The sequence below is a fragment of the Verrucosispora sp. WMMD573 genome, assembly GCF_027497175.1.
Taxonomy (GTDB): domain Bacteria; phylum Actinomycetota; class Actinomycetes; order Mycobacteriales; family Micromonosporaceae; genus Micromonospora.
Genome location: NZ_CP114901.1, coordinates 4,383,187 through 4,401,818, shown reverse-complemented (window position 1 = coordinate 4,401,818; position 18,632 = coordinate 4,383,187). Strand labels below are relative to the sequence as shown.

The window sequence follows — 18,632 nt, the reverse complement described above, 5'->3', positions numbered from 1 at the left end:
TTCGGCGAGGACAGCGGGTTAGCCTGCCCTAACTCAGTGAACGTGAGGCGGGGGCATGACACAGACCACGGGACGACTGATCCGTCGGATGTTCTGGCGGCAGCGTCGCGACACCGCCCTGTGCGCCGCGTTCTGGTCACTGCACCAGCTGTGTGAGGCCCTCGTCCCGGTGGCCATCGGCCTGGTCATCGACCAGGCCGTCGGAACCGGGTCGACCTCGGCGATGGCCTGGTCCGTGCTGGGCATCTTCGCGCTGTTCACCGCCCTCACCATGGGCTGGCGGTCGGGCTTCTGGTTCCTGTCCCGCGCGGTCACCGAGCAGTCGCACGAGTTGCGGATGCGGGTGGTCCGGCGCGTGGTCGGTGGTCAGGGCGTGCGGACCAGCCGCCAGAGCGGCGAGCTGCTCTCGATCGCGACCTCCGACTCCCAGTCCGCCGCCGAGTTGCTCGAACTGGGCAGCCGGGGGGTGAGCGCACTTGTCGGGTTGGCGGTGTCGGCCGTCGTGCTGCTGCGGATCGACTGGTCGCTCGGGCTCGGACTGGTGCTGGGCGTGCCGGTCCTGGTGCTCGGGCTCAACGCGCTGGGGCCGGTCGTGGGCCGCCGCACGTCCGCCCAGCAGCAGGCGGTCGGTCGGGCCGCCGCCACGGCGTCGGACCTGCTGCGTGGGCTGCGGCCACTGCGTGGGTTCGGTGGCGTCGACGAGGCCGTCGGCCGGTACCGCGCGGCCAGTCGTACGTCGCTGCGCGCCGGCATCGGGACGGTCAAGGCCGGCGCCACGTTCATCGGTGCGTCCACCTTCACCACCGGCCTGCTGATCACCGTCGTCGCCGCCCTGGCGGGCTGGTACGCCCTGGCGGGGCGGATCACGGTCGGCCAGCTCATCACGATCGTCGGGCTGGCCACCTTCCTCACCGATCCGGTGCTCAACCTCGCCGACTGCGTCTTCCGGCTGGCCACGGCGCGGGCCAGCGCGGCCCGCGTGGCCGAGGTGCTCGCCGCACCGGAACGGGTGCCCGCCGGGACGCGTACGGCCCAGCCGGGAACGCTGGCCCTCGACGCCGTGCACGCGCCGGGTCTGGACGGCGTCGACCTCGCCGTGTCCCCCGGTGAGCTGGTCGGCATCGTCACCGCGGAGACCGGCACCGCCGACAGCGTCACCGAGCTGCTCGCGGGATCGCGGTCGCCGGACCGGGGCGAGGTGCGGCTGGCCGGTACGCCGATGCGGGAGCTGGATCTCGCCTGGCTGCGTCGGACCGTGCTGGTCGAGCCGCACGGCGTCGACCTGTTCGGCAGCACCCTGCGGGAGGTGCTCCAGACCGGCGACGACCGGGACGACGCCGCCCTGCGCACCGCCATGACCTCGGCCGCCATCGGTGATCTGCTCACCGACGGCGTCGGGTTCGACCGGGAACTCGTCGACCACGGTCTGAACCTTTCCGGCGGCCAGCGGCAGCGGCTCGCCCTGACCCGCGCGCTGCTGGCCGACCGGCCGGTGACCGTCTTCCGCGACCCGACCACGGCGATCGACGCGGTCACCGAGCATGCCATCGCCGATGGCATCCGCGCCTACCGGATCGGCGACGGCCGGGCGACCGTGCTGGTCACCACCAGCGCACCACTGCTCGACCGGTGCGACCGGGTGGTCTTTCTCCACGCCGGCCAGGTGGCGGCGGTCGGGCGGCACCGCGACCTGCTCGCCGACTCGTCGTACGCGGAGGTGGTGCTGCGATGACCCCCGGCGCGACAATTCTGCCGGTGGCGACCGGCCGCGCGGCGTTCACCGCCTTCTGGCGTGCCCTGCGGCGCTATCCGGCACTCGCCTGGATGTCGGTGACCACGGCCACAGCGGCGAGTGTCGCGGCCGTCGGCGTGCCGATCCTGCTCGGCCGGCTGGTCGACCTGGTGGTGGCCGGTGAAACCGTCGGCGCACTGCTGCTGACCTCGGCGCTGATCCTCGGCGCGGGCCTGGCCGCCGCGGTCCTCACCGGCGCCGCCAACTGGCTGGTCACCGAGTGGGGCATGCGTGCCTGCGCCGATCTCCGCGAGGAGGTGCTCGATCGGGCGCTGCGGATGGAAGCTACCCGGCTGGAGAGCGCCGGTTCCGGCGACGTGGCGTCCCGGGTCACCGAGGACGTGGAACGGGTGACCGACTCGGTACGGCTGGCGGCGGGAATCTTCACCGCACTGGTCACCGTCGTCATCACCTTCGCCGGTTTCGCCACCCTCGACTGGCGCATCGCCGCCGCGTTCCTGGTCGTCTTCCCGGTGTACGTGCTGAGCCTGCGCCGTTTCGTGCCGCAGGCGAAACGGTTGTACGCCGCCGAGCGGGAAGCCGCGGCGGTGCGTACGCAGAGCCTGCTGACCACCTTCACCGGTGCTCGGACGGTGCACGCGTACGGTATGCGGGACCGCCAGAGCCGACGGGTCGAGCAGACCTCCCGGGACGCGGTCGACGCCCGCCTGCGCGCGGTGCGCGGTTTCCTCTGGTTCGCCAACACGATGAACTACGCGGAGGCGCTCGGACTGAGCGCGGTGCTGCTCACCGGCTTCCTGCTGGTGCGCGCGGGCGACAGCACGGTCGGCGACGTCACCGCCGCGGCGTTGCTGTTCCACCGGCTCTTCGGTCCGCTCGGCCTGCTGCTGATGTCGTTCAACGACATCCAGTCGGCCGGTGCGGCGCTCGCCCGGCTCGTCGGCATCTCCGGACTCGACGTACCCACGACGCGGCCGGCCGGGCCGGTCTCCGGGTGGTTGCCCACGAGCATCACCGCCAAGTCGGTGTGGCACCGCTACCCCGGCGGCCCCGCCGTCGTGCAGGACGTCTCGATCGAGATCGCCGAGGGTGAGTCGTTGGCGATCGTCGGCGAGAGCGGAGCCGGTAAGACGACCCTCGCGGCCATCCTCGGTGGCGTCTTCCCCGCCGCCGAGGGCGAGGTGTGGCTGGGCGACCGTCGGATCGGCGAGCTGGATCCGGCCGAGCTGCGCCGGACCGTCGGCGTGGTCACCCAGGAGGTCCATGTCTTCGCCGGGACCCTCGCCGACGACCTGCGGCTGGCCGCTCCGGGTGCCTCGGATGAGGACCTGCACGCCGCGTTGCGGCTGGTTGGTGCCGACGGTTGGGTCACCGCCCTGCCCGACGGGCTGTCGACCCGGGTCGGCGACGGCGAACACCCGCTCACGGCCGGTCAGGCGCAGCAGGTGGCGCTGGCCCGGATCGCCCTGCTCGATCCACCGATCGTGGTCCTCGACGAGGCCAGCGCCGAGGCCGGCAGCGCGGGAGCCCGACAGCTCGAACGGGCCAGTGCCGCCCTGATCCGGGGCCGCACGGCCGTGGTGGTCGCCCACCGGCTCAGCCAGGCACACACCTGTGACCGGATCGCGGTGCTGGCGCACGGCCGGATCGTGGAACTCGGTACCCCGGACGAGCTGGTCGCGGCCGGCGGCCGGTACGCCGAACTCTGGTCGGCCTGGCGGCGCTGACCCGGCGGGATCGACGGTCAGTCGCGCAGCAGCGGCAACACCCGCCGGCCCAGCAGGTCGATCCCGCGCTGCGGGGTCAAGCCGTGCGGGGTGCCGAACTCCACCCGGCTCGCCCCGGCGTCGAAGACCGCTGCGGCCTGCGCGGCGACCTGCTCGGGCGTACCGGAGAACGCGAACAGGTCGAGCAGGTCGTCACCGATCAGCGCGCCGGCCAGGTCGTCCTCGCGACGGGTGACGTGTCGCTGGATGCGGGCCAGCAACTCCGGGTCGACCTCGACGGTGGGATCGAGGGCGGCCACCACGGCGAGGTACATGGCGACCTCGGTGCGGGCCATCCGGCGAGCCAGCGCGCCGTCGGTGTCGACCACGGTGACCGCGCCGAGCACCACCCCGGTGTCCCGGCCCGAGGCCGCCTCGTCCAGCCACGCCCGCATCGTCTTGGCCATCGCGGGATTCGCCGACCCGCCGACCTTCACCTCGTCGGCGTACGCGGCGGCGGACCGCGCGGTCTGCTGGCCCCAGGTGCCCACCAGCACCGGCACGTCCGATCGGGCCGGGGTGTACCGCAGCGCGGTACCGGGCGCGACGGTGAACTCGCGGCCGACGAAACCACTGTCGTCACCGGCGAGCAGCCGCCGGACGATCTGCACCGTCTCGGCGATGCGCCGCAGCGGCCGGGCCTGCGCCACCCCTACCTGCTGGAGCCAGGTGCCCCGGGCCAGGCCGAGGTACGCGCGGCCGTGCGAGGCCAGGTCGAGGGCGGCCACCTGGCCGGCCACCTCCACCGGGTGCAGGGTGAACGGGTTGAGGCAGGCCGCGCCGAGCCGGATCCGGCGGGTGTGCCGGGCGGCCACCAGCAGCGGGAAGAGCGGCGGCTGGTACATCAGGTCACCGAAGACCGACAGCACGTCGAAGCCGTGCCGTTCGGCCAGCTCGGCCAGCACGGCGTACTCGTCGGCGGACTTGTCCGACTGGAGGCCGACACCCACCAGGCGGGTCACGTCAGCTCCTCGGTGGGGATCTGCCGCCGTCCGGTGCGCTCGATGCGCATGATGAGCCGCTCCTCCGGGTCGGGGCAGGCGACGTGGCTGTCCCGGGCCATCCAGTCCCCGTCGTCCAGGGCCCGCTGCTTGGCCGGCAGCAGCGGCAGGCACGCGGCGAGCGCGTACAGGCAGAAGTGCTGGCCCTCGGGAATGCGCAACCGGCACGATTCGGTCAGCTCCACGTGGTCGCCCGGCTTCATGCCGCACACCGAGCGTCCCTCGATGCGCTCCACCACGACCCGCAGGTCGTAGACGTCGGTGGTGGGCTGGTCGTCACTCATCGCACGGCCTCCGCGTGGTGGTGCACGATCCGCCAACCCGCGTCGTCGCGCCGCAGCACGTCGGTGACCCGGAAGCAGACGTCCGCTCGGTCGTCGGCGTGCCGGGCCCGCAGCACGTACCGGACCAGCCCGGTGTCGTCCCACGACTCGGCGTGCAGCTGTTCCGGGGCGACCGTGACCGGTGCCGGTCCGGTCGCCTCGGCGGCCCGGCGGTCGCGCAGCGCGTCCAGCGCGGCCAGCCCGGTGAGCAGCCGATCGGCGTCGGACTCCCAGATGGTCAGGTCGGGGTGCAGGTGAGCGTCGAAGGCGGACCGATCCCCCAGTGATCGGTACATGTCGGTGATCGTGCTGGTGAGTTCGTCGATACTCATCGGGGTCACTTCCGGTCGAGGGAGGCGGCAGCGGGTCGGAACGTCTCGGTGAGGCGCTCACGCAGCGGATCCAGGCCCATCGGCCCGAGCGCCAGCGCCGCGTGGTGGAACCGTTTGCGGTCGAAGGTGGGGCCGGCACGGCGCTCGGCGTCCCGGCGGGTCTGCTGCCACAGCCGCGCACCGACCTTGAAGGCGAGCGCCTGCGCCGGCCAACCGAGATAGCGGTCGACTTCGAACCGGGCGGTGGCGGCGTCCAGCCCGGCGACCCTGGTGAGCAGGTCCACGGCCGCCGGGTGGCTCCAGCGGGACGCGTCGGTGAAGCCGTTGTCGGCCGGAATCGGCAGGTCGAGGTGCAGGCCGAGGTCGATGACCACGCGGGCGGCCCGCCACATCTGCCCGTCCAGCATGCCGAGCCGTTCCGCCGGGCCGGCGTAGAGGCCGAGTTCGTCGGCGAGCCGTTCGGCGTAGTGCGCCCAGCCCTCGGCGTACCCGTGCACGTGGCACAGCGTGCGCTGCCACGGGTGCAGGTCGGCGGTGGTGAGCGTGATGGCGTGCTGGAGGTGGTGACCGGGCAGCCCTTCGTGGCAGAGCGTGCCGACGTGCCGCCACACCGGCACCGTCGACTCCCCCGACGGCACCGACCACCAGATGCCGCCCGGGCGGGTCAGTTGCGCGTCGGGTGGGGTGTAGTACATGACCCCGGAGGTGGCGGGACTGATCCGGCACACCACCCGGCGGGTGGCGGCTGGGATGTCGAAGTGTGTCCCGTCGAGCAGATCGGTGGTCAGCGCGGTCCGCCGGGTCAGCCAGTCTTCAAGGGGCGGACCGACCGGTACCCGCCCGTCCGGGTCGGCATCCAGCGCCGTCCGGGCGGCAGCCACGTCCGGGTGACCGCAGTCGGCCGCCGCCGCCCGCAGTTCGGCGGCGGTGCGGGCCAGCTCCGCCCAGCCGTACGCGTACAACTCGTTCAGGTCGACTGTGGCGCCGAGGAAGGCGCGGGCGGTGATCTGGTAAAGGTCGCGGCCCACGCCGTCGACTTCGGTGGCGGCGGGAGCCAGTTCGGTACGCAGGAACATGGCGAACTTCGCCGTGGCGGCGGTGGCCCGCCGGGCCCCCTCGATCAACCGCCCGGCCAGCGGCCCGCTCGGGTGCCCGGCGAGGAGTTTGCCGAAGAAGTCGGCGTCGACCCAGGCGGAGCACTGAGCGGCGACGGTCAGCACCTGCCGGCGGGCGACCACCTGGCCACGCTGGGCCGAGCGGCGCAGCGTGGCGGCGTACTGGTCGAGGGTGGTGGGCAGCCGGTGCAGGTGATCCGCGACCACGGCCCAGTCCCCGGTGGTGCTCCGGGGCAAGTTGTCGAAGACCTGCCGGGCCAGGTGCACCGGAGTGGCCAGCGGGGCGAGCAGCCGGGTGGTGAAACCGGCGTCGTGCAGCGCCACCTCGCTGGCCAGCCGGTCGGCCAGGGCACCGGCGAGAGCACGGTCGGCCGGGCCGGTGACCGTGGCGGTAACCACGGCGGTCGCGGTCGCGCGGGCCAGCTCGACGCGGGCGTCGAAGCCGTCCGGCGACAGGTCGGTCAGCCGCCATTGCGGCGTACGCCCGGCCGCCTCGGCGGCCTCCGGGTCGAGCGTGGCGAGGGCGCTCAGGTACCCGTCGGCGACCGTGGTGATGTCGGTCATCGGGGCACCCGGACGCGGTGGTGGTCGTCGCGGTAGACGACGCCGCCCTTGATGACCGTGTGCAGGGTGCGCAACGCGGAGACGGAGCGGGTCGGGTCGTCGCGCAGCACCAGCAGGTCGGCGTGCTTGCCGGCCTCGACGCTGCCGAGCGTGTCGGCCTGGTCCAGCCATTCCGCGGGGCGGATGGTGGCGGCTTTCAACGCGTCGGCGACCGACATCCCGGCGTCCACCATGAACTCCAGCTCACGCACGGTCGCGCTGGTCTCGTCATAGCCCGCGTGCGGTGGCATGTCGCTGCCCAGGGCGATCGGCACCCCGTTGCGGATCGCGTGCTGAAGGCTCTCCCAGTGTCGGGGGCCGGCGGCGAGTGCCCGGTCCATCAACCAGCCGGGCACTCCGGAGTCGCGGAAGAACTGTTCACAGCGGCTCACCACGATGGTGGGCACGTACCAGACGCCCCGGTCGGCCATCAGGCGGGTGACCTCGTCGGTCAGCTCGTAGCCGTGTTCCACGCAGTCCAGGCCGAGTTCGACGGCCCGGCGTACGGTGTCGGCCGGGCCGGCGTGCGCGGTGACCTTACGCCCCCAGTCGTGGGCGACCCGGATGACGGCGGCCATCTCGTCGTCGAGCAACTGTGGGGTGTCGATCGCCTCGAACTGACCGGCGATCCCGCCGGAGACACAGACTTTGATCAGGTCGGCGCCGGCCCGGATCTGGGCCCGGGTGAGCCGGCGGAAGCCGTCGGCGCCGTCGGCCTCCAGGGCGTCGGCCTCCCAGCCGTGGCCGCCGGTGCAGCACAGCGCGTGTCCGGCGGTGAAGATCCGGGGACCGTCCACCGCCCCGGCCTCGATGCCCCGGCGCAGCGCGAAGTCGGCGTAGCGTCCCTCGCCGACCAGCCGGGCGGTGGTGACCCCGGCGTGCAGGGTGCGTCGGGCCGAGTCGGCCATCAGCAGCACCAGTTCGGCCAGGTTGGACCGGTGCACCGTGTCGGCGAGGTGACCGGGCAGCCCGAGGGAGAGATGCACGTGCATGTTGGTCAGGCCGGGCATCACCACGTCGCCGCCGAGATCGACCACGCGGGCGTCGCCGGCCTCGGAGAGCACGTCGTCGACGGCTCCCACAGCTTTGATCATTCCGTCGGCGCCGACCCGGACACCCCGGTCGGGTTGGAGGTCGTCGGCGACGCCGTCGTAGAGCGCGAGGTTGACCAGGACCTGTTCGGTGGCGGTGTGCATGACGACGTCCTCAGTTCGCGGGCACGGTGGCCAGGGCCATCGTGGGATCGTTGAGCCAGCAGGCGGCGCTGCGTCCGCCGAGGTCGAGGGTGGGTGGCTGGTCACCGCAGGGGGCGAAGGCGTGCGGGCAGCGTGGCCGGAACCGGCAGCCGGCGGGGGCGTTGGCGGGATCGGGCACCTCACCGGCCAGGGTGGCGGGCAGCTGTGGGATGGGGCCGATGCGGGGCACCGCGTCGATAAGCGCCCGGGTGTAGGGGTGTCGCGGATCTCGCCACAGCTCCCGGGTGGGCGCGCTCTCCACGATGCGGCCCAGGTACATCACGGCGGTGATGTCGGCGATCTCGTGCACCAGGGCGAGGTCGTGGGAGATGAACAGCATGCCCATGTCGAGGTCGCGGACCAGACCGACGAGCAGGTTGACCACCTGCGCCTGGGACGAGGCGTCCAGCGCGGTGACCGGTTCGTCGGCGATGATCATCCGTGGTTGCGGTGCGAGGGCCCGGGCGATGGCGAGGCGTTGCCGCTGCCCGCCGGAGAACTGGTGCGGGTACCGCTCGGCGGCGGTGGTCGGCATGCCGACCCGATCCAACAGCTCCCGCACCCGGTCCCGGCGGGCCGTCGCGCCGGTCACCGTCGCCGGGATGCCGTCGAGCAGTTGCGCGCCGATGGTGCGCCGGGGATTCAGCGAGGCGTACGGGTTCTGGAAGACCATTTGCAGGCCGATCTCGGTCTCCGGCCGGCGTCGCCAGCCCAGCGGCGTGACCGGCTGACCGGCGAAGCGGACCGCCCCGGCGCTCGGCGGAGTCAACCCCACGGCGACCCGGGCCAGCGACGACTTGCCGCAGCCGGACTCGCCGACCAGGCCGACGATCTGCCCGGCCGCCACGTCCAGGCTGACCCCGGCGACCGCGAGCACCCGGCCACGCCCCCGCGAGCGGTACTCGACCTCGACGTCGCTGATGTCCAGCAGGCCGGTCATCGGGCTGTCACCTCCAGGTGCGGGCGGACCACGCAGGCCACGGACCGGTCGACAGCCGCCGGCGCCAGAGGTGGCGGCGCGGTGCCGCAGGCCGGTTCGGCGTACCGGCAGCGGGGTTGGAACGGACAGCCCGGCGACCCTTCTCCCGGTGCCGGCGGGGCACCGGGGATGGGCCGCAGCGTGCCGACGGCCTGGGTGCCGTGCGGCCGGGCACCGAGCAGCGCCGCCGTGTACGGATGGCTGGGCTCGGTGAGCAGCGCCCCGGTGGGGCCGGTCTCCACCACGCGACCGGCGTAGAAGACGTAGCCACGGGTGGTCAACGCGCTGAGCACCCCCAGGTCGTGGGTGATGAAGGCGACGGCCAGCCCGGTCTCCGCGCGAAGCCGGTCGAGCAGGGCGAGGATGCCGGCCTGCACGGTGACGTCCAGGGCGGTGGTCGGTTCGTCGGCGATCAGCAGTCGGGGGCGGGCGGCCAGGGCGATGGCGATGGCCGCCCGTTGCCGCATGCCGCCGGAGAACTGGTGCGGATAGGCGCGCAGGGCCCGTTCCGGGTCGGGGATCCTGACCTGGTCGAGCAGTTCCACCGCGCGGCGGGTCGCGGCCCGCCGGTCCATTCGCAGGTGCACCCGCATGTGTTCGGTGAGCTGACGACCGACGGTGAGCATCGGGTGCAGGGCGGCGGTCGGGTCCTGGAAGACCATGGCGATGCCCGCGCCCCGGATCCGCTGCCAGCCACGGTTGTCCAGGCCGAGCAGGTCGGTGCCGGCGAACCGCGCCGTGCCGGTGACCTTGGCGCCGGCCGGCAGCAGGCCGAGCAGGGTCTGTGCGGTGAGGCTCTTGCCGCAGCCGCTCTCGCCGGCGATGCCGACGAGTTCACCCTCGTCGACGCTGAGCGACACGTCGTGCAGGATCGGCAGCGGCCCGCGCGGGCCGGGCAGGGTCACGGCGAGGGAGTCGACGTCGAGCAACGGCGCCATCTCAGCGTCCCTTCGCGTAGCGGGGGTCGAGCCGGTCGCGCAGCGCGTCGCCGAGCACGTTGAAGGCCATCACGACGGTGAGGATGGCCAGGCCCGGGAAGACGCTGACCCACCACATCGACAGATCCTGCGAGCCGAGCGCGACCATCGAGCCCCACTCGGCGGCGGGTGGGCGGGGTCCCAGCCCCAGGAAGGAGAGCGCGGCGAGCAGCAGCACCGCGTTGCCCAGTTCCAGGGTGGCCAGCACGATCGCCGGACCGATGCTGTTGGGCAGCACGTCGCGACGCAGCGCCCGGACCGGTCCGACACCGAGCAGTCGGGCGGCGTTGAGGTAGTCGTCGCCGCGCATGCTGAGCACGGCGCTGCGGATCACCCGGGCGTAGACCGGCCAGGAGACGATGACCAGCGCCAGCACCGCGTTGCGGGTGTTCGGGCCGAAGGCGGCGGTCACCGCCATGGCCAGGATGATCTGCGGGAAAGCGAAGACCAGGTCGGTCAGCCGCATCAACGCCTCGTCGGCGAACCGGCCCAGGTATCCGGCGATCAGCCCGAGCAGGCCGCCGATCAGCAGGGCCAGCGACACGATGGCCAGGGCCAGCGGGATCGACAACCGCGCGCCGTGCACGACGCGGCTGAAGATGTCCCGGCCGAGGGAGTCGGTGCCGAACCAGTGCGCCGCCGACGGTGCCGCGTAGGTGTCGGCGCTCTGCGCGAGCGGGTCGTAGGGAGCGACCAGCGGGGCGAGGATCGCCACCAGCAGCCAGCCGCCGAGAATGGTCAGCGCCACCACGGCGATCGGCTGTCGCCAGACCGGCCGACCGGCCGAGCCGCCACGCAGCCGGCCCAACCAGCGACGGCGGGTCAGCGCCCGGTCCACCTTCGGGTCGGGGGCCACCGGATCGGGTGCGATCGTCGTCATGACAGGCGGATCCTCGGGTCGATGAGCCCGTACAGCAGGTCGACGGTGAGGTTGACAAGCGTGTAGACCAGCGCCACGAACAGGCTGACACCGAGGATCGCGGGCAGGTCGAGGGCGGTGGCGCTGCGGTAGGCGTACTGACCGACGCCGGGCCAGCCGAAGATGCTCTCCACCAGCACCGTCCCGGACAGCAGCGAGGCGAAGGCCAGGCCGGAGACGGTGACCACCGGGACCAGGCCGGCGCGCAGCAGGTGCCGGCGCAGCACCACCCGGGCCGGCAGGCCCTTGGCGTACGCAGCCCGGATGTAGTCCTGCTGGAGCACCTCCAGCATTGCGGAGCGGACGAAGCGGACCAGCAGCGCCACGGTCAGCGAGGTCAGCACCAGCACCGGCAGGGTGAGGTGCTGGGCCGCGTCCCAGGCCACGTCCCACTGACCGGCCAAAGCCGCGTCGACGGTGTACATGCCGGTCACGGTCGGCGGCGGGCTGAAGCCGGTGGAGAGCCGTCCACCGCTGGGGGCCAGGCCGAGCTGGTAGAAGAAGACGTAGAGCACCACGAGCGACAGCCAGAACGGCGGCGTGGAGAGGCCGAGCAGCGCGCCCACCCGGACGAGTTGGTCGGTGACCCGCCCGTTGCGGACCGCCGCCAGCATGCCGATCCCGGTGCCGATCACCAGCGCCAGCACCATGGTGGGGATGGCCAGTTCCAGGGTCGCCGGCACGTACCGCACCAGGTCGTCCAGGACCGCCCTACCGGTCTGCTGGGAGATACCCAGGTCGCCGCGGAAGAGGTTGCCCAGGTAGTGCAGGTACTGCTGCCAGAGCGGCCGGTCCAGCCCCCACTTCTCGCGGAAGGCGGCCACCGTGTCCGGGTCGTTGAGCGCCTGGTCGGACAGGTTGGCGGTGACCGGATCACCGGGTACCACGTTGACCAGACCGAACGTCACCACGGTGACGCCCAGCAGCAGCCCGGCGGTGATCGCCAGCCGCTTGGCCAGGAACGCGAGCAGCGGGTGGGACCGGCGGGGCCGGGGCGCGGTCGTGGTGACCGCGCCCGGCTCGCCGTTGTGGACCGTCGTCATGGTGCTCCGACTACCTGCGGCCGACCGCGGCGACGTCGATCTGCCAACCGGCGGCGGAGTAGTCCGCGCCGGTCAGGTCGGCGGTCGCCACCACCGTGGAGGAGTTGCTGGCCAGCACGATGTACGGGGAGGACTGGTTCATCAGCCGCTGCCACTCCTGCATGGCGGTGGCCCGGGCCGCGAGGTCGAGGGTCTCGGTGACCTTCTCACCGGCCGCGACGACCGCCGGGTCGGCCCGCTCGACGGTCCAGCCCGAGCGCAGCGCGGTGGCCTGTCCAGGTGCCATGTTGTTGATCAGCGAGTCGGCGACCGGGTAGTTCAGGCTCTGCGGGGTGAAGCCCAGGGGCGACTTGCCGCTGCGCATCTCGTCGAGGAACGTGGTCAGCGGCTGCGGGTTCAACTCCAGCGTGATGCCGGCCTCGGCGGCGTCGCCCTGCACCTTGGTGGCCACGGTGCCCAGGTCCACGCCCTTGTAGGTGATGGCCGGGTAGTTGAACCTCACCGTCGGGTTGGTGAGCCCGGCCTCGGCGAGCAGGGCCTTGGCCTTCGCCACGTCCCGGGTGGACGCCTCGCTCGCCGGCAGGGTGCCGGGGAAGGCCGGCGCGACCAGGCCGGCGCCGGGCGCGGCCCCCGCGCCGTACAGGGCGGCGATGCCCTGGTAGTCGATGGCGGCGCGCAGCGCCTGGTTGAACTTCGGATTCGCGGCCACCGCCGAGACCGCCGGGTCGGCGTTGAGGAAGAGGAAGTAGACGGTGTCCTGCACGCCGGAGGTCTGCAGGCTCTCCGGCAGGCCGTCGAGCAGCTTGCCGGAGATGTCCAGCGAGATCTCGGCGCTCTCGGCGCGCTGCATGGTCAGCTTCTGGGTCTGCACGTCCATGTTGCGCAGCACCACCCGCTCGAACTGCGGCTTGTCGCCCCAGTAGTTCGGGTTGGCCTCCAGCACCACCTGCGACTCCGGCTCGTAGGACTTGAGCACGTAAGGGCCGCTGCCGATCGAGTTGGTGTCGAGGTACTGCTGGGCGGTGTCACCCTGCGCGGCGTCCGCGCCGTCCTTGGCACCGTTGTCGCGGGCGACCTCGGCGTTGAGCACACCGGTGGACGGCATCGCCAGCACCACCGGCACGTTCGGGTTGGGCGTGGCCGAGGTGACCACGACGGTGCTGTCGTCGGTCTTGCTGACGCTCAGCTCGCTCACCGTGACCGCCGGGCTGCCCTTGATGTTCTTCAGCCGGTTGAGGGAGAACACCACGTCGTCGGCGGTGAGCGGGCTGCCGTCGGAGAAGGTCACGCCGGAGCGGAGCTTGAAGGTGAAGGTCTTCGCGTCCGGGGACGCCTCGTACGACTCGGCCAACGCCGGTACGGGGGTACCGACGTCGGAGCCCTCGAAGGTGAGCAGGGTGTCGTAGAGGGCGTGCACGGCGGTCAGGCCGGTGGCCTCGTAGACGCGGCCAGGGTCGAGGGTCTTGAGCACGAACGACGTGTTGACGGTGAGGGTCTGGGCCTCGCCACCGTTCGCGTTGCCACCGCTGCCGCCGGCCGTGCAGGCGGTGGTGGAGATGATGGCCAGCGTCGCCAGAGCGAGCGCTCCGGCGCGGAGCCGGCGGGGGGACACCGACATGCTGTTCCTACCTTCGTATGGCGCGGCCCGCTGCGCGGGACCCGCTGGGCAATCGACGTCCGGCGGCACCACCACCGGCCCGGGCCCAGACGGCCAATGCCGGTGTTCCGGGTTCTCGGGGTGCGTCGGGTTCTCGGGGTGCGTCGTCGCAGGGTTGGATGTAGCCGGACTCGCATTCGTCCGGTTCATGTCTGGACGCGGCGTGTCCACCAGTACCAAACAGCGCCGCCCTCGTGTTTGACCACCCTAAACACGGCCGTGTAGCTTGGTCAAACATTTTTAGCCACACTGTTATCGGATCGAGGTTCAGATGCTCGGTGACCGGCTCCGCGTCCTGCGCCAGCAGCACTCCCTCACGCTGCGGCAGCTCGCCACAGCCGCCGACGTGTCACCCGCCCTGCTGAGTCAGATCGAGAACGGGGCGACCGATCCGAGCCTGGCCACCCTGCGCAAGCTCGCGCAGGTGTTCGACACCTCGATCGCCGAGCTGTTCTCCGAACCGGAGGCCCCGGCGGTGCACATCAGCCGGGCCGGCAGCCGCAGCCTGCTCACCGCGCCCCCGGGCCAGATCACCTACGAGCGCCTCACCCCGGGGCGCGGCGATCTGGAGGTGCTCCAGGCCCATCTCGCCCCGGGCGACGCCAGCTCGGCCGAGCCGTGGGCACACCCCTCGACCGAGTGCGCCATCGTCATCAGCGGCGAGGTGGTCGCCGACATCGGCGGCGAGGCGTACACCCTCACCGCCGGTGAGGCTGTCACCTTCGACTCACGCCTGGCCCACCTCTACCGCAACGCCAGTGACCAGCCGGCCCATCTGATCATCGCAGTCACGCCGCCCAACCCCTGAGCGAGCTGCGAGGCATCGCAGAGCCGGGCACTGGTGCGGCGAACGCACCGATCGCTACTGTCGTCGGCGTGGATCTGCACGACATCGCCACCCGGCTCGGCGTACCCGTCGAGGACGTCGACCGCGTGCACCGGCTGGCCGGCGAACACCCGTCCGCGCCGGTGCCCGCCAGAGCCGACGCGCCCGCGCTGCTCGACCGGCTCGCCGTACGGCCGGACGACGCCGCCGAGATCATGGCGGGCTGGCCCGACCCCGACTCCACGCAGTGGACCCCGGAGCTGCGCTGGCTGCTCGACCGCTCGATCGCCCTGGTCCGCGCGGATCTCGGGGGTCACGAGTGGCTGCCGCCCGGTCCGGCGCTACCGCGCGAGCGGGGCCCCGCCTGGCGGCACCTCTACGTCTACGCGTACCTGGCCCTGGTCGACGTGGCCAGGGAATATCACCGTGCCCACGGCGTCCCCGACACCGTCTCCTGGGTGACCCTCGCTGACCTGGGTCGCAACCTCGCAATCGACCGGCGGATGAATCGCGAGGGCTGGTCGGTCATGCAAAGTTGGCTGACGCTGCACTCGCGCGGCGCGGTCTACGAGCTGGGCCGGCTCCAGCACCATCGCGGCGGCACCGCCATCGACCTGCACATCCCCGACTCGGGGCCGATGACCCCGGCGGCGGTCGAGGCCTCCCTCGACGAGGCACGCGAGTTCTTCCCGCGCCACTTCCCCGACGAGCACTACACAGCGTTCGCCTGCGGCTCGTGGCTGCTCGACCCGCAGCTGCGGGAGTACCTGCCCGAGAAATCCAACATCGTCCGCTTCCAGCGACGGTTCGAATTGGAGCCCTATCAGGAGCCGGAAGGGCTCGACGCCGACGTCGAGGTGGTGCGTTTCGTGTTCCGTACCCTGACCACGCCGCTGGACAAACTGCCGCGCGACACCGTGCTGCAACGCGCCGTCATCGACCACCTGAAGGCCGGCCGCCACTGGCAATGGCGCCGCGGACGTTTCCCGATCGAGCCGGTCCGGCGGCGGCCACCGGCGCAGGGACGCGTCCAGTCCCCTCCCCGTGTGCTGCCAGCCCCAATCGGACCGCCCGGCCACCCTGTCTCGACAAAAATGGACCCGTAAGTCCAGAAGTGAGTGCCTAGCGTGACCCCGTGTCGTGCCTGGTGACCGCAGTGGCAGGGTGGACGGCACGGCCGGCACCGAAGGCGCGCTCGTAGCCGACGAGCAGCACGAGGAAGGTGGCGAGCAGGCCGAGGGCGACCAGGCCGGGCAGATATCGCCCGGCCGGCAGCAGCGCCAGGGCCACCACGGGTGCGAGCAGTTGCGCCGGGGCCACCGATCGGACGCTGAGCCCACGGAACAGCACCTCGCCCGCGAGATACAGCGCGACCCCGCCGAACAGCGCGACGGCCGAGGGCCAGCTCAGGCTCGTCTCGGCGGCCTGCCAGGGTTGGTGATGCGCCAGCGGGGCGATCACCTTGTGGATCCCGAGCGCCAGGTAGATCGTTCCGGCGATCAACGCGAAGTGGCCGCCGCTGTAGGCATTGGCGGCGAGCCGATCACGCCGTGCTCCGCGCTCGGCCATCAGCGCCTCACCCGCCGGCACCGAGTTCAGCATGTACAGCCGGAACAGGCAGACGGTGACGACAAGAGTGAAGAGCGTGGCCAGTAGGGTCGGCCTGTTGATCATTTCGGATCCGATTCCGGCGCCGACCGAGATCAATGTCTCGCCGAGCGCGATGATCACCACAAGGGCGTGCCGTTCGGTGAAGTGCTCCGAACTACGCAACGGCCATCCGCTCAGCATGGACGCGACCAGCCCGCCGGCGAAGTCGACCGCGACCGCCGACGTCCAGAGCAGTAGCTGCGCGTCACCGCCGAGAACGGCACCGAGGACCAGCGGGATCCAGGACAGCGCCGTGGTCACGGTGTAGATGCGCAACGTACGGTGCAGCCGCCGATCGCCCTCGGCCGCCCGGCGGTAGAGCACCAGGTGGACCGCCCGCACGACGAGGTACGACAGCACCAGGATCAGGCGCGAACCCAGGCTCGATTCCCACACGTTCGGGATGACCACGGCGATGAGAAAGATCGGCCCCATGACGGCGGTGGTGCCGGCCCGGATCAGCCCGATGTCGGCACGGGCCTGGTTGCCCAGCCAGGCGTAGATCAGCCAGGAGATCCACAGCAGCAGCAGGACGACCAGGCCCTTGAGCAGGGTCAGTGGCGAGGCGTCATCAGCCATGTAGGCGGTGATCCGGGTCAGGGCGAAGACGAACACCAGATCGAAGAAGATCTCGTACCGCGTCGTGCGGTGCGTCTCCGTGGTCGTCTCGACGCGCCCTCGGAGGAACCGCCCCATGGTCCCATCTTCATCGCTGCGACCGCCGCAGTCGTGACGATTGACCAAGCTCGACCCGGACTAGTGCGGTACCTGTCGCAGGTGGTGATCCGGAGCCTTCACCGGGGTGACAGGCCGGCCAGCCAGCGTTCGAGGGCTTCCGGCGAGTCGAGCAGCAGCACCGGCGGACCGGTCGGGTCGGCGTGCCAGGCCCGTAGTCGACGCCGTTCCCGGCCGAACTCGGTGAGGTGCCATACCAGGACCGACTCGGTGGACAGCACGCTGCCCAGTGACTCACGGTTGCCGTTGCAGATCTCCTCCCCCGTCGACAGCCGGCGCAGCGTACGCCGCAGCAGCCAGCGGAAGGACAGCCCGCGCGGGTAGTCCAGACCGATGATCAGGTCCGCGCGGGCCAACGGCACGTCCCGCCAACCGTGGTACGCCCCGTCGAGAATCCAGCGGTCCCGGCGGCAGATCGCCTCGATCCGGCTACGTTGCAGCGCCACCGGCACCTCGACCCAGTTGGGCTCCCAGAGCAGGTCGTCGACCGGGTGCCAGGGCAGCCCGAGCCGCTCGGACAGCCGCTGCGCGAGGGTGGATTTGCCGGAGCCGTGAACCCCGTAGACGAGGATGCGGGACAGCGCGGCGGCTGTCGGACGACCGCCCCGCCCGGACTTCGCCCCGCTCACCCCGGGGTCTCCCGACTGCCTGCTCATCGCGCGGCAGCCTAACCGGCCGGCGCCACCGGCCGTTGAACAGCGACCCCGCGCCATCCGGTGGCCCGCTGGGCGGCCGGTGACCGGCCGCCCAGCGCCAGCATCAGCGGTCGGCGGTCAGGTCGCCGCAGTCGGTCTCGTCGGGCAGCAGCGGTCGCAGGGTCACCGTCCACCGCTTGCCGTCCGAGACCCACGGGGTGGCCGCGTTCGCCGCCGCCGCGGCGGTGAGCACCTGCTGCGCCTCGTCACCGGTCGCCGTGACACAACCCAGACCCAGGCCCTCGCCGATCTCGGCACCCGGCAGCGCCGGACCGGGCCAGGCCACCTCGGGCTGCTCGCCGGCGTCGGCGTTGGCGACCCAGGGCTCGGCCACGGCGGCGACGGCGGTGGGCACGTACGGCTGCGGATCCGTCTGCGCGGCGGCGAGCGGGCCGCCCTCGGCGCTCAGCGAGTCGGCGAACTCCCGGAGGGTGTCCCGTTTCGCCCGTTGCTCGGCGGTGAGTCCGGTCTGCGCTCCGCCGGATTCGGCCAGGGCGTACACGTCGAGTTCCTCGACGCCGTTGTCGCCGAGCACGGTGAAGCGGGTCGTGGGCGCGTCGGCGACCGGCGGCGTGCCGAAATCCGCCGGGCCGCCCACCCCGGCGGCGCGGGCCGCCTTGAGCAGTTCCTCCACCTCGGTGGCGCTGATCATGCCCACCTGAAGGTTGGGCAACGCCGGACCCGGATAGATCAACGGCACCGGCCCTTCGGTGATCACGCGGCCGTCACCGTACACGCTGACCGTGGGCAGGCGGGTGGCCAGCATGGCCGGCGTGACGAAACCCCCGGTGTGCTCCATCCGGAACACCACCGCGTCGGCGGAGTAGGACCGCTCGGGTGAGTCCGCCTCTCCCGACCCGACGCCACCGGTCTGCTGGCCGCAGGCCGCGGCCGTCAGCAACAACAGCGGGACGACCGCCAGTTGCCCACTTCGACGAATGCTCATACCGATCGGACGTCGGCGGGCACCGACTGGTTCCGTGCAACCGGCGTCGGCGCGGTCCGCCGCAGGACCCGCGGCGG

The 18,632-nt window shown here is 72.1% G+C and carries 17 protein-coding genes; 4 read left to right on the top strand and 13 right to left on the bottom strand.

Annotated elements, in window-relative coordinates:
* Window positions 1–55: 55 nt before the first annotated feature.
* Both O7601_RS20010 and O7601_RS20005 read left to right on the top strand, forming a co-directional pair.
* Window positions 56–1,732 carry an ABC transporter ATP-binding protein gene (locus O7601_RS20010; RefSeq protein ID WP_281562621.1) on the top strand — a complete coding sequence of 559 codons (1,677 nt, stop codon included), beginning with the start codon at window positions 56–58 and terminating at the stop codon, window positions 1,730–1,732.
* Window positions 1,729–3,480: an ABC transporter ATP-binding protein gene (locus O7601_RS20005; RefSeq protein WP_281562620.1), complete on the top strand. Its 1,752-nt coding sequence runs from the start codon at window positions 1,729–1,731 to the stop codon at window positions 3,478–3,480. Before O7601_RS20010 ends, O7601_RS20005 begins: the two co-directional genes overlap by 4 nt.
* A 17-nt stretch (window positions 3,481–3,497) precedes the next feature.
* Here the strand turns inward: O7601_RS20005 and O7601_RS20000 are convergent, their stop codons facing one another.
* From O7601_RS20000 to O7601_RS19955, 10 genes are read right to left on the bottom strand one after another with little or no spacing between them, the layout of a single operon-like run.
* Window positions 3,498–4,481, bottom strand: a complete 984-nt coding sequence (locus O7601_RS20000) for an LLM class flavin-dependent oxidoreductase (RefSeq protein WP_281562619.1) — start codon at window positions 4,479–4,481, stop codon at window positions 3,498–3,500.
* Window positions 4,478–4,804 carry a TIGR04076 family protein gene (locus O7601_RS19995; RefSeq protein ID WP_281562618.1) on the bottom strand — a complete coding sequence of 109 codons (327 nt, stop codon included), beginning with the start codon at window positions 4,802–4,804 and terminating at the stop codon, window positions 4,478–4,480. Before O7601_RS19995 ends, O7601_RS20000 begins: the two co-directional genes overlap by 4 nt.
* The gene (locus O7601_RS19990; RefSeq protein ID WP_281562617.1) at window positions 4,801–5,175 is read right to left on the bottom strand and encodes a nuclear transport factor 2 family protein; all 375 of its coding nucleotides are present in this window, start codon (window positions 5,173–5,175) and stop codon (window positions 4,801–4,803) included. Before O7601_RS19990 ends, O7601_RS19995 begins: the two co-directional genes overlap by 4 nt.
* A 5-nt stretch (window positions 5,176–5,180) precedes the next feature.
* A complete protein-coding gene (locus O7601_RS19985; protein ID WP_281562616.1) occupies window positions 5,181–6,854 on the bottom strand; it encodes a DUF885 domain-containing protein in 1,674 nt (557 codons plus the stop codon).
* Window positions 6,851–8,089: an amidohydrolase family protein gene (locus O7601_RS19980; RefSeq protein ID WP_281562615.1), complete on the bottom strand. Its 1,239-nt coding sequence runs from the start codon at window positions 8,087–8,089 to the stop codon at window positions 6,851–6,853. Before O7601_RS19980 ends, O7601_RS19985 begins: the two co-directional genes overlap by 4 nt.
* A 10-nt stretch (window positions 8,090–8,099) precedes the next feature.
* Window positions 8,100–9,068 carry an ABC transporter ATP-binding protein gene (locus tag O7601_RS19975; RefSeq protein WP_281562614.1) on the bottom strand — a complete coding sequence of 323 codons (969 nt, stop codon included), beginning with the start codon at window positions 9,066–9,068 and terminating at the stop codon, window positions 8,100–8,102.
* Complete coding sequence (locus O7601_RS19970) at window positions 9,065–10,045, bottom strand: ABC transporter ATP-binding protein (protein WP_281562613.1); 981 nt, start codon at window positions 10,043–10,045, stop codon at window positions 9,065–9,067. The genes O7601_RS19975 and O7601_RS19970 overlap by 4 nt, the downstream gene beginning before the upstream one ends.
* Window position 10,046: 1 nt before the next feature.
* Window positions 10,047–10,964 (bottom strand): ABC transporter permease, encoded by a 918-nt coding sequence (locus O7601_RS19965; protein ID WP_281562612.1) that lies wholly within the window; start codon window positions 10,962–10,964, stop codon window positions 10,047–10,049.
* Window positions 10,961–12,046: an ABC transporter permease gene (locus O7601_RS19960; protein ID WP_281562611.1), complete on the bottom strand. Its 1,086-nt coding sequence runs from the start codon at window positions 12,044–12,046 to the stop codon at window positions 10,961–10,963. The genes O7601_RS19965 and O7601_RS19960 overlap by 4 nt, the downstream gene beginning before the upstream one ends.
* A 10-nt stretch (window positions 12,047–12,056) precedes the next feature.
* Window positions 12,057–13,664, bottom strand: coding sequence for an ABC transporter substrate-binding protein (locus O7601_RS19955; protein WP_281562610.1), 1,608 nt, complete (start codon window positions 13,662–13,664; stop codon window positions 12,057–12,059).
* Between the two features lie 310 nt (window positions 13,665–13,974).
* On the opposite strand from O7601_RS19955, the gene O7601_RS19950 reads away from it, so the two are divergent.
* On the top strand, window positions 13,975–14,511 hold the full coding sequence (locus O7601_RS19950; RefSeq protein WP_093402122.1) for a cupin domain-containing protein: 537 nt from the start codon (window positions 13,975–13,977) through the stop codon (window positions 14,509–14,511).
* Window positions 14,512–14,579: 68 nt separating this feature from the next.
* A complete protein-coding gene (locus O7601_RS19945) occupies window positions 14,580–15,635 on the top strand; it encodes an acyltransferase domain-containing protein (protein WP_281562609.1) in 1,056 nt (351 codons plus the stop codon).
* Between the two features lie 16 nt (window positions 15,636–15,651).
* Here the strand turns inward: O7601_RS19945 and O7601_RS19940 are convergent, their stop codons facing one another.
* The 3 genes from O7601_RS19940 to O7601_RS19930 all read right to left on the bottom strand — a co-directional run bounded on the left by O7601_RS19940 (window position 15,652) and on the right by O7601_RS19930 (window position 18,555).
* On the bottom strand, window positions 15,652–16,875 hold the full coding sequence (locus O7601_RS19940; RefSeq protein WP_281562608.1) for a low temperature requirement protein A: 1,224 nt from the start codon (window positions 16,873–16,875) through the stop codon (window positions 15,652–15,654).
* 98 nt (window positions 16,876–16,973) lie between these two features.
* Window positions 16,974–17,570 (bottom strand): AAA family ATPase, encoded by a 597-nt coding sequence (locus tag O7601_RS19935; protein WP_281562607.1) that lies wholly within the window; start codon window positions 17,568–17,570, stop codon window positions 16,974–16,976.
* Between the two features lie 103 nt (window positions 17,571–17,673).
* Window positions 17,674–18,555, bottom strand: a complete 882-nt coding sequence (locus O7601_RS19930; protein ID WP_281562606.1) for a hypothetical protein — start codon at window positions 18,553–18,555, stop codon at window positions 17,674–17,676.
* Window positions 18,556–18,632: the final 77 nt, after the last annotated feature.

Excerpts from the sequence above, each read along its gene's own strand:
- O7601_RS19960 (WP_281562611.1), bottom strand. The coding sequence starts at position 12,046 with ATGACGACGGTCCACAACGGCGAGCCGGGCGCGGTCACCACGACCGCG.
- O7601_RS19985 (WP_281562616.1), bottom strand. The coding sequence starts at position 6,854 with ATGACCGACATCACCACGGTCGCCGACGGGTACCTGAGCGCCCTCGCC.
- O7601_RS19990 (WP_281562617.1), bottom strand. The coding sequence starts at position 5,175 with ATGAGTATCGACGAACTCACCAGCACGATCACCGACATGTACCGATCA.
- O7601_RS19980 (WP_281562615.1), bottom strand. The coding sequence starts at position 8,089 with ATGCACACCGCCACCGAACAGGTCCTGGTCAACCTCGCGCTCTACGAC.
- O7601_RS20005 (WP_281562620.1), top strand. The coding sequence starts at position 1,729 with ATGACCCCCGGCGCGACAATTCTGCCGGTGGCGACCGGCCGCGCGGCG.
- O7601_RS19965 (WP_281562612.1), bottom strand. The coding sequence starts at position 10,964 with ATGACGACGATCGCACCCGATCCGGTGGCCCCCGACCCGAAGGTGGAC.
- O7601_RS19955 (WP_281562610.1), bottom strand. The coding sequence starts at position 13,664 with ATGTCGGTGTCCCCCCGCCGGCTCCGCGCCGGAGCGCTCGCTCTGGCG.
- O7601_RS19970 (WP_281562613.1), bottom strand. The coding sequence starts at position 10,045 with ATGGCGCCGTTGCTCGACGTCGACTCCCTCGCCGTGACCCTGCCCGGC.
- O7601_RS19950 (WP_093402122.1), top strand. The coding sequence starts at position 13,975 with ATGCTCGGTGACCGGCTCCGCGTCCTGCGCCAGCAGCACTCCCTCACG.
- O7601_RS19975 (WP_281562614.1), bottom strand. The coding sequence starts at position 9,068 with ATGACCGGCCTGCTGGACATCAGCGACGTCGAGGTCGAGTACCGCTCG.
- O7601_RS19935 (WP_281562607.1), bottom strand. The coding sequence starts at position 17,570 with ATGAGCAGGCAGTCGGGAGACCCCGGGGTGAGCGGGGCGAAGTCCGGG.
- O7601_RS19940 (WP_281562608.1), bottom strand. The coding sequence starts at position 16,875 with ATGGGGCGGTTCCTCCGAGGGCGCGTCGAGACGACCACGGAGACGCAC.
- O7601_RS19930 (WP_281562606.1), bottom strand. The coding sequence starts at position 18,555 with ATGAGCATTCGTCGAAGTGGGCAACTGGCGGTCGTCCCGCTGTTGTTG.
- O7601_RS20010 (WP_281562621.1), top strand. The coding sequence starts at position 56 with ATGACACAGACCACGGGACGACTGATCCGTCGGATGTTCTGGCGGCAG.
- O7601_RS19995 (WP_281562618.1), bottom strand. The coding sequence starts at position 4,804 with ATGAGTGACGACCAGCCCACCACCGACGTCTACGACCTGCGGGTCGTG.